This is a genomic window from Bacillus sp. ABP14 (assembly GCF_001831375.1).
GTDB lineage: Bacteria > Bacillota > Bacilli > Bacillales > Bacillaceae_G > Bacillus_A > Bacillus_A paranthracis.
Genome location: NZ_CP017016.1, coordinates 452,811 through 466,144, shown reverse-complemented (window position 1 = coordinate 466,144; position 13,334 = coordinate 452,811). Strand labels below are relative to the sequence as shown.

Sequence of the window (13,334 nt, the reverse complement as noted above, 5' to 3'; positions counted from 1 at the left end):
CTTATTGCGAATGAGAAGAAGAAATGAATTTAAAATATAAATGATCATGAATTGGGATAGCGGCTCCAATTCCTTGAGAAGTAATATTTTTTACAACAAGCCTTTTTTGATTTCCTTTTAATACGAGATATACTTCTCCAAATGTTACTTTCCCTTTTTCATTTACTGCTGGTGTATAAGCATATAAATATCCAAGTTGACTCGGACTAATATTATACACACGCTCATGCCCTGTACCATAACCAATAGTCGTTTTAAATGAAAGTGGCAATTGTACTTTTTCAAGTGCTTTGAGAAGCATCATTTTTTTCACATCTGCAGCATCTTTCATATCTGCTGTTAAATCACCTTCAACCGTCTTTTGTGTTTCTTGCTTATAGCGTAGTGGATATAGGCGATCTCCTCCGCGATTATCGTACACATTGCGATTTACTTGTTTATATTCCCAATTAACCGATGTATCAATCGATTCATAATGTAAAGCCCATTGCCCTAAATAAATCTTTGCTCGGTACCCTACCGCAAGCGGCGCATTCGAAATTGTTGTTTCATTAAACATTCGAATTAAGTCCGGATTTTCAATTTTAATATTTGCTGTTTTTAATAATTCTTGAGCAAACTTACTCGGCTGTAAACGCGGTAAATCTTGCGCATCATTTGGAAACGTATTGTCTTTAGAAATATTTAAAACAGATGAAGGCATTTTTGTTTCTACTGTTGTCTTTGCAAAGCCACTGTTAGGAAATAATAAAATAAACGAGACCATAGTTGAAAGACATATGCTGTATACTCGTTTCACCTGTCTGGCTCCTTCCTACATAAAGGTATATATACTACTTCGTTTATTGTTTTCTCTGAGCACAATTGTTATGCCTATTTTTCATAATAAATAAAAACCAATTCCCATAATGACATACGCAGCTAATAAAGTACCGCCTTCAAACCAGTTCGTATCTCCATCATTTGAAATCGCAATCGTTAAGAAAACAGCTGTAATCATAGAAACAAGTTCTGGTATTGTAAATACTAAAGGCATCCTTTGCGTGAAAAACATAGAAAGCAGTACTAATACAGGAGCAACAAACATGGCAATTTGTAATGTAGAACCTATCGCAATCTCAACTGCAATATTTACTTTATTTTTATACGCCATAATAATTGCAGATGCATGTTCTGCTGCATTTCCAACAATCGCAACGATAATAACACCTATAAACAATTCTGACCAACCAAATGATTTTGCAACTGTCTCAAATGTATGCACGAGCGCCTCTGACACATAAGCTACCGCAATTGTTGCTATCGCTAAAATGAGTAATGCTTTCCCTTTCGACCACTCTGGTTCTTCCTCATGAGCGACTTCATCACTTTTATGCTGATATACACCACGGTGCGTAACTAACTTAAATAGCAATGCAGCAAGGTACATAATAATCATAATAATCGAGACACCAATACTTAATTGATACGTCTTTCCAGCGTCCATTTTCATTGAAAAAATCTCTGGAATAACAAATGCTACTACTACAGCAAAGATTAATAAAGCCGAATTATGCCTTGCATCATATACATTAAAACTTTGTCTTTTATATTTAAGCCCTCCCACAAAGAAGGATAGCCCTCCTACTAATAATAAATTTCCAAGTACAGAACCTGTTAAAGAAGCTAACACAACTTCAATTAATCCTGCCTGTAGTGCAAAAATCGAAATGATTAGTTCAACAGCGTTACCGAAAGTAGCATTTAATAATCCACCTATTCTAGGACCAGATACAATTGCCAAACTTTCTGTCGCTCTCCCCATAAAACCCGCTAATGCGATAATCGTAATACAATACACAGCAAACATAATTGTTTGAGGCCAATGAAGTGTTTTCCCAAGTACAGACAATGGTACACCTATAAGCGCCACTATAAGAAATATTTTATTAAACATGCTTTTCATCCTTCCATCGTATGTATTTCTCCTCGATATTATTATTATTCTTCTCCTAACTTGTCCGATTTCATCACAATTACGTTTAAAAAATCGGATTGAAGAAAACAGTATGAAAGATATTTAAATTACCTTGTTGAAACAGACAGAATTATAAATTATGAAAAGGGGTTAAAATTATGCACTTAAAAGAAAAAATCGCAACTATTATTCAAGGTCAACGTACCGGTGTATTATCTACAGTACGAAATGAGAAACCACATAGCGCCTTTATGATGTTTTTCCACGAAGATTTTGTACTGTATGTTGCAACAGATCGACAATCAAAAAAGATAACAGATATCGAAAACAATCCAAATGTACATGTACTACTTGGTCGTGAAGGAAAAAAATTAGATGAAGATTATATTGAAGTGGAAGGCTTAGCCTCCATCGAGGAAGACTCAACATTAAAAAACAAGTTTTGGAATAATAGCTTAAAACGTTGGTTACTCGGTCCTGAAGACCCTAATTATGTACTAATTAAAATCAATCCCGATACAATTTATTACATCGATGGTGCCGGTACGACGGAGCCCGAGTTTTTACGACTATAAAATAAAACAAGCCCCCTTTAGGTGGGCTTGTTTTGTCGAAAAGTTCTTCTGAAAAAAACAATAAAATAGGTGGAACTTTCTAAAGATTCTGTTATATAATAGCAGTAACTTAAATAAACTGTATTAAAACAGATTGAGAGGAGAAATAAAATTGATGAAAAGAGAAGAACGTAAAAACATGATTGAGTTTATCGAAAAGAAAAAAGGGATTGAGCGTGACGAATTATTGTTTATGACAGACGATGAAGTAGAACATATTTATAATGTAACGTACTTTTTATATGAAGAAATTGCAGAGTAGTATAATAATCCCCACCTTATGAAAAATATAAGGTGGGGATTATTTCGTTATCTATCCAGCTCTTTGCGAGGCGGTAAAACCCCATTCACTTTATACATGAGAATGATTTTCATGTATAATAATGTAAGATTGGAGGAATTTTACTATGAGTTCATGGCTCTTATTCGCACTATTATCAGCAATTGCTGCTGCCCTTGTATCTATTTTCGGTAAGATTGGTTTAGATGGAATCGATGCCAATGTTGCTACGACGGTTCGTTCTATTATCATGGCATTATTTATGGTAGGCGTTATTATTATACAAGGTAAATTTCAAAATATTGGCGACGTACTACTAAATAAAAAAGCACTTCTCTTTATCACATTAAGCGGAATTGCAGGTGCTTCGTCATGGCTATTTTATTTTCTTGCCCTTAAAACAGGAAAAGTTTCACAAGTAGCTCCTGTCGATAAATTAAGCGTCGTATTTTCTATCATTCTCGCTATGATTATACTCGGCGAAAAATTAAACTTTATGACTGGTATTGGGGTTGTCTTTATTACAGCTGGTGTACTATTTATCGCTTTCAGCTAAAAAACCGCTACTCGCGGTTTTTCTTTTTCTTTATGTAAAACCATACGACACATGTAACAACTACTGAAATGGATAAAATCCATATTCCATAATGATGCAAACTATACTCAACGAAACGCCACTTCTCTCCTAACTTCCAGCCAAGTCCAATAAAAACACTTATCCAAATAAGTGCACCACCGTAAGCGTACAAACAAAAACGCCAAAGTGTTAAATTCGACATCCCAGCAAAATACGCTGTTAAATGACGTACTCCTGGGATAAAATAACCAACTATTAAAAGAAATGGGCCATATTTTTCAAATAAAATATGTGTTTTTTCAATGTGATGTTCTTTAATTCTAATTTTCGGTCCATATTTTTTTAAAACAGGGAGTCCAAGTTTTAAACCTAATATGTAGCTTAATGTAATGCCTAACATCGCACCAGCCATCCCACTTAAAAACGCAGCAGTTCCTGACATAACGCCTTTTGAAACGTTATAACCAACGAAGGTCAATAAAAACTCGTCTGGTATCGGTAATCCAACAATCCCGCCAGCTAAAGCTATAATAATTCCAAAATACCCATAATGTGCGATTAACTCGCCAATATGTTGTTCCATTCGGAAGACACATCCTATACACGATCGTTATTCCACATTGTGCCCTTTCTATCTTTCAGACAAACATGGTATACATATTCACTATACATTGTTTTTATAATGAACTCTACTTCTATCCATTCCTTTAGCAGGCAGAAATTGAACTATTAATCAGTGACATCAATCATGTGCTAGACTTAGACTCCCGCCTTCTTTTCTTATATCCATCTCCTCTTGAAGGACTAATCTTACTATCCACAAATACCATGATTAAAAAATAAAAATTCATATGCTTGTTTTTTTGTTACAATAAAGGAAAGTTACTTTTCGCAACGGTTTAACTCTCAGGAAAAATGATATACCTAGCAAAAACACAGTTTGGTCGATATAATGCAACTTCTACCTATTAAAAGAACATGCACCCTTTACATACAACATCATTTTTCTAAATTATACAGGGGGAACGAACATGACCATTGAAAATCAATTTATCCAAAAGGTTTACTATAAAACATTTTTAACAGAAGAAACTTCTACTCCAGTATCAGAAGTACTCGGTGAAGCATATATAAATGAATCTACAAATGAATTCTCCAACATTTCTAATATTCGCTTTGCTCAAGGTGAATTTTATTACCAAAATAAAGACTTTGAAGCAGCGATATTTAAATGGGAGAAAGTAAATAACGAGCTTGCACTTTGGGCAACCAAAAATATTGCAGATGCTTATTTTGAACTAGGATTCTTACCAAAAGCAGAAGAAATGTATCAATCTATCCAAACGGAAGATACAACTCTTACAATGGAAGTTTCCTTACAACTTCTTTCTCTTTATATCGAACAAGATCGTTTAGGTCTAGCATTTAAGACGATTAGTGAAGCTGTTGCATTTCAACCTGACTATCCAAATATTACTTCAATTGCTCGCTCGTTCTATGAAAAACAAGAAGATTGGAATAATGCCATCGAACTTGCCGTTCAAGAAGGAATTCGAACAAAATCATTACACTGGTTCGATACTTTAATTAATTATGTGAATCAAGGATTTACGAAACAAATCAAACCAGAATATTTCTATGAATCTTTAAAAGCTTTATATGCAATTGATCAAGTCCAATTTAAGGAACTTGTTATCGCTCTTTGGAACAGCTATCAAAATGAAAAGTCACATCTACCTTGGATTCAAACAATCAATCATTTATTCTTACATATTGAGACAGACAACAATGACGATTGGCATGAAATTGTTGAACGCTATCAAGATACGTACTTTGAATTAATTACTGGTGAACATTTCATGCATGAAATGCAAGGACTTGTACCTGACTTATTAACAAATTGGTTTAGTTTAACGAGAGCAAAAGACGCCCTATTCGTCTCTGCTGCAGTGTTAGCGTGGAATGAAGTTTCACCTACAACTTTAGAGTCATTACTCGTAAAAAGTGCGGGAGCCCTACTCTCTAATTCAACAGCTGAAACAAATGTGAATATGGAAACTGTTTCTCATTTATTCGAAACAATTGCTGTATGGGCTGAAAAAAATGATGTAGATTTAAGTCATCAATTTACGTTACTCGTTCATGAACTATGTGATTTAAATGTTACAAAATTACTAATTTCGGGAACTAGTGACCATGATAAATTATCATTCGTCAATTCAATATTAGGAGAGAACATCTTAACTGAAACTATAACAACTCCTATTCTATTTAAAGATGATAGCCAAACTGAAATAACAGAATTCACTGCGTTAGATGTGCACAATATACCGAACTTTGATGAATTCCATCAAATAATGGCTACACCTGAACAATCAGAACTTGAGAACAAATGTATAGAAATTAAATTACCAAGTAGATTTTTGAGAAAGAATAAATTTGCATTTCTTGTTACACCATCTGTTCGAGGACAAGTGGATAAAAACAGCTCATATTTTGAATACTTACAAGCCGCAGATAGCCTTATTTACGTATTAAATTCTGCTTCATCGTTACATGGTGAAGAACTTGATACATTACTTTATTTACGTGAACAAGTACCAAACTTACAAATTCATTTCGTATTACATACAAATAGTGCGGGTACGAATGAAAAACTAATGAGTAAGATGAAAGTCCATTTCCCAAATGCGCAGTTCTTCCCATACTCTCCTTCACAAGAGGGAAGCCAGCAACTTGGGGACGTGACAGAGTCTATTCTTTCTAATCTAGCAGAACGAGATATAGAACAAGAACGTATCGAAAAGCTAATATGGTTTACTCAAAAGACAATCGCATACCTTGTAAATGAACGTGTGGAATTAGAAAATACATTAGTCAAATCAGTACGCTGGAATAAACATATCTCAGTAAAACTAAACGGATTTATTAACAATCTTACTGCTCTTGAAAAAGATAAAATTCGTTCTATTACAGAATCTTATCTTTTAACGAAAGAAGAAATCACAAGAGATATCCATTCTCAAATTCCTGAATTATTACAGAGCTGCTCTGACCTTGTTCAAGAAGATAGTGATTTCAAATTAGTTCATGAAGAATTAAATACTGCGATGAACGAACGAATTCAAAAACATGTACAGCAAGTGCTTCTCCCTAAATTTACTGGGTTTATTCAAGAGTGGATTGAAACAGCGCATAATGAATTTATTCAAGCTCAATCTTATTTAGATGAAATGAGTGAAACGTTTAATAAATTATATAAAGAAGAACGTATGAAACTTCCTTGCGATTTCAAATTACTAGATGATTGGCATCGAGATGTTGTACGTATGACAAATAGAATTACAGTATCGAACATCAATATTTTATTACGCTTTACACCGACACAATTTTTCTTAAAGAGTGCAGGAAAACTATTTGGTAACATGCAAAAGAATCAATCTATGCTTGCAAACAAATATAAACAATACATTGAAACGGAAGACTATACGGAAATTGCTCAAACAATCTCAAAACAATTCTTCCTTCAATTTGAAGTATTTGAAGGCGCATTAGAACGAGATATCATGATGTTCTTTAAAGATCCACTTAGCATATTGAAACAAAATGTAGAAGCCGCTCAACTTGAAATACAGGAAGACGAGCAAACATTAGCAACGTTAAGAAGCAATCCAGAAACTTATCACGATCCGTTAGCATTCTTTAAACTGCAACTATTACAGCACAAATTCGTTTTAAGTACGCACAAAAACAATGAAGACGTCTATGAATTTAATGAGTCTCCTACGATTTAACATAAAAAACCAAGCAAACTGAAATTTGCTTGGTTTTTTACTTTAATTCATTATTTTCATATGTTCAAATGGATAATAAATTGCTGCTAATTCTCCTAATACATCAGCTTTATCAATGAGTCCTAAACCATTTCTACTATCTCTGCTTATTAAGCGATTATCTCCCATAACAAAAATCTTATTTTTAGGAACTGTAATCGGTCCAAAGTCCTCCGTTAAATTCATAAGTTTTTTTTCAGCTTGTTTTTTATTACTATACAAATACGATTCCTCTATCACTTCATAATTCACATATAATTGATCATTTCTCACCTCAATAACATCGCCAGGCAAACCAATAACCCTTTTCACATAAAAATTATCTGTCTTTACAACAATAATATCTTCTCTCCCATAACTTTCAAATTTCTTTGCCAACTTATTCACAATCACCTTATCCCCATCTTGTAACGTTGGCTTCATAGACGCCCCTTTTACAGTCGTAGGAAAAAATACGAAAATTTTCGCCAAAAGCACGAGCAAACAAGCAATTGCAATTGTTCCAAAGAATTCACGCAAACGTTTTTTCTTTTGCATCATTCCACCATCTCATCGTTTTTTTACTTTTATTATAAAGACTTCAACTGTATATTTTCCACAAGATTCTGAATTGCAAAATTACAATATTGCAAAAATACAAATAATAATATTCAAGAATGTATTATTTTGATATACTATACCTTGCATTTATCATTATATTTTTAGTTACTTAGGAGGACTTTTTCTATGAAAGTTATGCTTAAAAATGAAAATACCGGTCAAATTAAACAAGCAAAAATTGGTTTTAGTTGGACTGTATTTTTCTTTGGTTTCTTCCCTGCTATATTCCGTGGAGACTGGAAATGGTTTTTAATTATTTTAGTCGCTAGTATGTTTACATTCGGATTCTCTAACTTAGTCTTCTGCTTTATTTACAACAAGCTTTACATCAATGATTTATTATCCCAAGGTTATAAAGCAGCAGATGAATACAGCCTTTCTGCTCTACAACAAAAAAACATTGTAGCATAGTAACAAAAAAGATACTCTTCAAATAGTCTATCCACTATTCGAAGAGTATCTTTTTATATTCCCACATATACAATACACATTTGAGCCGCTACATATGTAAACCAAATCCAAAGTGGTTCATACTTTAATTTGCGCCCTCCAATATCTGTCACGCCAATAATAAAATCAGAAATCACAAATAGTAAACCACCAAAAGCTGGTATCCACCATATTCCTGTATTCTCATAGTATAAGGCGAATGCAAAGCAAGCCATTCCTCCAACCCACAATCCGTAAATTAGCGCCCCTATCGTAAACAATTTATCTTGTTTCTCATTTCGAATAAAAAAGAACCATCCTATAATGAGAAAGAGTCCGTATACGAGTAAACCAATCCAAAAACCATTCCATGAAATGCCTGTTTGCAAAAATGCTTTTACATAAAAACAATGCGCAAGCGCGAAAGTAATCATCCCTCCAATTAGCCTGTGACCAATTGGAATTAAACCTGCCATAAATAAATCCCCTACAGTTGATAACGTCATACCTAGTGCAACCCACGTACTATAATCTACTGATGGATCTTGTAACCATATCCAAATTGCACTTGCTGTTAAAGAAAAACTAAGAATAAGACGCACAGCTAAAGGTAACGGCATATTATTTCTTTTCTTTTTTGTCTGTCCTATTGCATAAATTACACCAATTAAAAAAAGAATGATTTGTGCAATTAACACCATGTAAAGTAGATTCATAACACGTTCTCCCCAATAAATGCTTTTTGTATCTTTTTTCGTTATACCTAGTCTATTATCCTTTTTCTACATAAAAAAAGAAGAACAGTACTGTTCTTCCATTGTAATCGGTTTTCTGTTATTTATGCTACTTGTTTTTCTTGCTCCATTTTCTGCTTAGCTGGCGTACGATTCACCACGATAATTCCCACGGCTACACATGCTAAACCAAATAATACAAATGAATGAATTGCTTCTCCTAAAATCATGCTCGATAATAACACACCAAATACGGGTATAAAGAACATGTACATTGATACTTTTCCAACTTTGTTGTACTTCATAATTGTATTCCAAATACAAAAGCCTGCTGCGGATAAGAAAGATAAGTAGATAAGCATAAGTATTGCATGTACACTAAATGTAAATGGCATGACTCCAACTTGCAAACCCCCTATACATAATAGCCCGATAGAACCAAAAATCATTTGGTATGCTGTCATATAGCCAACATCTAATGTTTTACTACCTTCTTTCGCCAATATATTCCCATACGAGTACAACATTGCTGCACTCAGAAGTAATAAACTACCAATTCCGAAATGGAATGACAAACTACCATCACTCGGTACATTTACTAAAACGACACCACAAAATCCGATAGAGACTCCAATTATTTTTTTCATATTGAGCGCATCGTCTTTATATAAGAAGTGCGCAAGTAAAATTTGAAAGAATGATGATGTTCCTGAAATGATAGCTCCTTCAATGCCAGAACTATAACTCATTCCAATATAAAAACATATATATTGAAGAAATGTTTGAAATAAGCCAATTTGTACTAACTGCTTCCCCGTTCCTTTTTTGAAGCTCATATCTTTTCCTAACGCTTTAAAGAAGAATAAAAGCATAACCCCAGATAAGAAGAAACGATAACCAGCAAATAATATTTGCTCCCCAACTTCTTGTGGCTGAATTCCAAGTTCAGCATAACTTAATTTAATAAAAGGAAATGCGCTTCCCCATAAAAAAGTTGCTACTATTGCAGCAATAAATACGCCAATCGGATGGGTAAAAAATTTCTCTGTCTTCACTTGTTGTCTTCCTTTCCGATCTTTTTTACGAACAATATTCATATATACCAAAGGAAGTGTGAAAACACAAGTTTTCAGTTTATATGCAAACAAAAACATATCATCTAACGAAAACATATGCTATACTATAGAATAATTACAACATAATAACTGTTAAAAACAGATTCAACAGAAATGCTGCTATCCATTATGGATGGCAGCTTTCGTCGTTTTATAGGGGTTTCGATTTTGATTATTTTTCTCAATAAGAATTTGGAAGGAGCGAGTAGTAATGAACTCAGAAGTAAAAACATTACAAGTACAAAAGTCTATTTCTCATCCCTCTTTATGGGATACATTAAAGAAACATTATGAACTTATATTTGCAATCGCATCTGGTATTTTCATTTTAGCTGGTTGGTTATTCACAAAGAACGATGTAATGAATGTAGGCATTACTTGCTATATCCTTGCTTATATAGTTGGTGGATATGCAAAAGCAAAAGAAGGTATTGAAGATACAATTGAGGAGAAAGAGCTAAATGTCGAAATGCTTATGCTCTTTGCTGCTATCGGTGCTGCAATTATTGGCTACTGGGCAGAAGGTGCCATTTTAATCTTTATCTTCGCACTAAGCGGTGCGATGGAATCTTATACATTAAGTAAAAGTCAAAAAGAAATTTCAGCGCTTCTTGATTTACAACCGGAAGAAGCATTACGTATTTCAAATGGAACTGAAGAACGTGTTCCTGTTGGACGATTACAAATTAACGACATTATTCTAATTAAGCCAGGTGAGCGCGTTCCTGCTGACGGTACGATTCATAGCGGTGAAACAAATATCGATGAGGCAGCGATTACTGGTGAACCTATTCCAAATGAAAAAAAACATGGTGATGAAGTATTTGCTGGTACTGTAAATTTACGCGGTGCTATCGAAGTTAAAATTACGAAGCCGAGTGATCAAACATTATTCCAAAAGATTATTCGTCTCGTTCAAAGTGCACAAAGTGAAAAATCACCATCACAACTATTCATCGAAAAGTTTGAAGGAACATATGTAAAAGGTGTACTACTCGTTGTTGCGCTTATGATGTTCGTCCCTCATTTCTTACTAGATTGGAGCTGGAATGAAACGTTTTATCGCGCTATGATCTTACTTGTAGTAGCATCTCCTTGTGCACTCGTTGCTGCCATTACACCAGCAACGTTATCTGCTATTTCTAACGGCGCAAGAAACGGAATTCTCTTTAAAGGTGGCATACATTTAGAGCGTCTCGCTTCAGTAAAAGCAATTGCTTTTGATAAAACAGGAACATTAACAGAAGGAAAACCTACTGTAACAGATGTATATGTTCGAGAAAATATGACAAAAAAAGAAGTACTTTCTATTACAGCAGCAATTGAAAGTCACTCTACACATCCTTTAGCTGAATCTATTGTGAAATATGCACAACATACGTATGACATTACATTAAAAAAACCAGAAAATGTTGAAGATGTAACTGGTTTTGGGCTAAAAGGAATATTTGAAAGCAAAGCTTATAAAATAGGTAAAGCTGATTTTATTGGTGAAGAAACAAAGACATTTCATAATGGTGTTTCTGCCTCACTTGAAAAAGAAGGTAAAACTGTCGTTTATATTAGTGATAAGGATGGCATTCTTGGCCTTATCGCTTTAAAAGATACGCTTCGCCCAGAAACGATAGCTGCTATTCGCGAATTACAAAGTATCGGTGTCGAAGCAATTATGATTACTGGTGATAATGAAGAAACAGCAAAAGCAATTGCCTCTGAAAGTAATATAAAGGAATATTACGCATCATGCTTACCAGAAACAAAAGTGGAAACGATTAAAAAGCTAAAAGAAAAATACGGGACAGTAGCAATGGTCGGAGATGGTATAAATGATGCCCCTGCACTCGCTACTGCTAGCATTGGTGTAGCAATGGGAGAAGGAACAGACGTAGCTTTAGAAACGGCAGACGTTGTACTTATGAAGAACGAGTTATCTCGACTTTCACAAGCAATTCGTTTATCAAAACGAATGAACCGTATTGTAAAGCAAAACGTAATCTTTTCACTAGCTGTAATTGCAATGCTCATTTGTTCAAACTTCATGCAATTTTTAGCTCTTCCATTCGGTGTTATCGGGCATGAGGGAAGTACGATTCTTGTTATTTTAAATGGCTTACGATTATTAAAAGGAAACAATTAAAACGGGTCCCTCATAAAGGACCCGTTTTTTCTAATGGTAGCTATTATGCCCGTTTGCACTACCACTCGTCTTATGCTTTGGATGCGAACTACTCTTTTGTTTATTGTTATTTTTATTGTTGTGATTCTTTTTATTATTACTCATGAAATATCCCCCCTGTTCCCTATTATTATGGAACAAGAGCTCACTTTTCATTACGGGAATTATTGTCACCCGTCCTATAATGATGGAGTAAACCATTAATTTCACCGCCAAGTAAAATTACCCATCCAGTTAAGTAAAACCATAACATTAAAATAATAATACCACCGAGACCACCATATGTATTGGCGTAATTCGCAAACTTATCTACATAATAAGCAAATGAGTACGATACCACAATCCATCCTACAGTAGCAAATGTTGCTCCTGAAATGACTTCTCTTCTTTTTAATTTTCGATCTGGTGCAAATGTATATAAAAAACTAAACAATGCAAATAACACGAAGAAACTCGCTACTAAACGCGTAATACTCCACACGTAAGAAAAACTATCCGATAAACCAATTGCTTTAAATACAGCTGCCCCAATGACTTGTCCAAACACTGGAACAATTAGTGCAAACACAATCATAAAAATAATCGCTAATGTAAATACAATTGATAACGCCCTCGTTTTAATAAAAGAACGTGTTTCTGTTACATCATACGCACGGTTAAAAGCATTCATCACCGCATTTACACCATTTGAAGCAAACCATAGCATTGATAATAAACCAAATGATAATAAACCACCATTTTGCTCATTTACAACTTTATCCACGTTTACTTCAATTAAAGACATTGCATCTTCAGGTACGTACGGTTCTAATAAGTTGAGCACACTTTCTGTTTGAAGGTCAATGAATCCAAGAAGCGTAATTAAGAAAACAAGCCCAGGAAAAATCGCAAGCAAGAAGAAATAAGCGAGCTGTGCTGCCAAGCCCGCTACATCATCGCGCATCGTTCGGTCATATAAATCTTTACCAAACGAATAAGTACGATTTCTTCTCACCTTTTCTAAAATTTTTCTCATATAT

13 protein-coding genes are annotated in these 13,334 nt (G+C 34.3%); 6 read left to right on the top strand and 7 right to left on the bottom strand.

Going from position 1 to position 13,334, the window contains the following annotated elements:
* Nucleotide 1 precedes the first annotated feature (1 nt).
* Both BGI23_RS02425 and cax read right to left on the bottom strand, forming a co-directional pair.
* Complete coding sequence (locus tag BGI23_RS02425; protein ID WP_001992424.1) at nucleotides 2-799, bottom strand: YfkD famly protein; 798 nt, start codon at nucleotides 797-799, stop codon at nucleotides 2-4.
* Between the two features lie 81 nt (nucleotides 800-880).
* Entirely contained in the window at nucleotides 881-1,936 is a 1,056-nt protein-coding gene (gene cax / locus BGI23_RS02420; protein WP_000482144.1) for a calcium/proton exchanger, read from the bottom strand.
* Nucleotides 1,937-2,115: 179 nt separating this feature from the next.
* Between cax and BGI23_RS02415 the strand changes: the two genes are divergently transcribed.
* The 3 genes from BGI23_RS02415 (at nucleotide 2,116) to BGI23_RS02405 (ending at nucleotide 3,407) form a co-directional block, all read left to right on the top strand.
* Nucleotides 2,116-2,532: a pyridoxamine 5'-phosphate oxidase family protein gene (locus BGI23_RS02415; protein WP_000550219.1), complete on the top strand. Its 417-nt coding sequence runs from the start codon at nucleotides 2,116-2,118 to the stop codon at nucleotides 2,530-2,532.
* Between the two features lie 154 nt (nucleotides 2,533-2,686).
* Nucleotides 2,687-2,833 carry a BH0509 family protein gene (locus BGI23_RS02410; RefSeq protein WP_000817786.1) on the top strand — a complete coding sequence of 49 codons (147 nt, stop codon included), beginning with the start codon at nucleotides 2,687-2,689 and terminating at the stop codon, nucleotides 2,831-2,833.
* Nucleotides 2,834-2,978: 145 nt separating this feature from the next.
* The gene (locus tag BGI23_RS02405; RefSeq protein WP_000100304.1) at nucleotides 2,979-3,407 is read left to right on the top strand and encodes an EamA family transporter; all 429 of its coding nucleotides are present in this window, start codon (nucleotides 2,979-2,981) and stop codon (nucleotides 3,405-3,407) included.
* 7 nt (nucleotides 3,408-3,414) lie between these two features.
* Here the strand turns inward: BGI23_RS02405 and BGI23_RS02400 are convergent, their stop codons facing one another.
* On the bottom strand, nucleotides 3,415-4,011 hold the full coding sequence (locus BGI23_RS02400; RefSeq protein WP_000434856.1) for a DedA family protein: 597 nt from the start codon (nucleotides 4,009-4,011) through the stop codon (nucleotides 3,415-3,417).
* Between the two features lie 448 nt (nucleotides 4,012-4,459).
* Here BGI23_RS02400 and BGI23_RS02395 point away from each other — a divergent pair, with 448 nt between their 5' ends.
* Nucleotides 4,460-7,222: a tetratricopeptide repeat protein gene (locus BGI23_RS02395; protein ID WP_000151439.1), complete on the top strand. Its 2,763-nt coding sequence runs from the start codon at nucleotides 4,460-4,462 to the stop codon at nucleotides 7,220-7,222.
* Nucleotides 7,223-7,264: 42 nt separating this feature from the next.
* Here BGI23_RS02395 and lepB read toward each other — a convergent pair whose 3' ends face one another.
* The gene (lepB, locus tag BGI23_RS02390; protein WP_070805155.1) at nucleotides 7,265-7,801 is read right to left on the bottom strand and encodes a signal peptidase I; all 537 of its coding nucleotides are present in this window, start codon (nucleotides 7,799-7,801) and stop codon (nucleotides 7,265-7,267) included.
* Nucleotides 7,802-7,987: 186 nt separating this feature from the next.
* Between lepB and BGI23_RS02385 the strand changes: the two genes are divergently transcribed.
* The gene (locus tag BGI23_RS02385) at nucleotides 7,988-8,272 is read left to right on the top strand and encodes a hypothetical protein (protein ID WP_000867043.1); all 285 of its coding nucleotides are present in this window, start codon (nucleotides 7,988-7,990) and stop codon (nucleotides 8,270-8,272) included.
* A 53-nt stretch (nucleotides 8,273-8,325) separates the two neighbouring features.
* On the opposite strand, the gene BGI23_RS02380 is transcribed toward BGI23_RS02385, so the two are convergent.
* Together BGI23_RS02380 and BGI23_RS02375 are read right to left on the bottom strand one after the other, a co-directional pair.
* Nucleotides 8,326-9,006, bottom strand: a complete 681-nt coding sequence (locus BGI23_RS02380) for a lysoplasmalogenase (RefSeq protein ID WP_001051052.1) — start codon at nucleotides 9,004-9,006, stop codon at nucleotides 8,326-8,328.
* A gap of 122 nt (nucleotides 9,007-9,128) precedes the next feature.
* Entirely contained in the window at nucleotides 9,129-10,079 is a 951-nt protein-coding gene (locus tag BGI23_RS02375; protein WP_070807270.1) for a DMT family transporter, read from the bottom strand.
* Nucleotides 10,080-10,350: 271 nt separating this feature from the next.
* Here BGI23_RS02375 and BGI23_RS02370 point away from each other — a divergent pair, with 271 nt between their 5' ends.
* Nucleotides 10,351-12,276, top strand: a complete 1,926-nt coding sequence (locus BGI23_RS02370) for a heavy metal translocating P-type ATPase (protein WP_044790805.1) — start codon at nucleotides 10,351-10,353, stop codon at nucleotides 12,274-12,276.
* Nucleotides 12,277-12,460: 184 nt separating this feature from the next.
* On the opposite strand, the gene BGI23_RS02365 is transcribed toward BGI23_RS02370, so the two are convergent.
* Nucleotides 12,461-13,330: a YihY/virulence factor BrkB family protein gene (locus BGI23_RS02365; protein ID WP_001226530.1), complete on the bottom strand. Its 870-nt coding sequence runs from the start codon at nucleotides 13,328-13,330 to the stop codon at nucleotides 12,461-12,463.
* Between the last annotated feature and the right edge of the window lie 4 nt (nucleotides 13,331-13,334).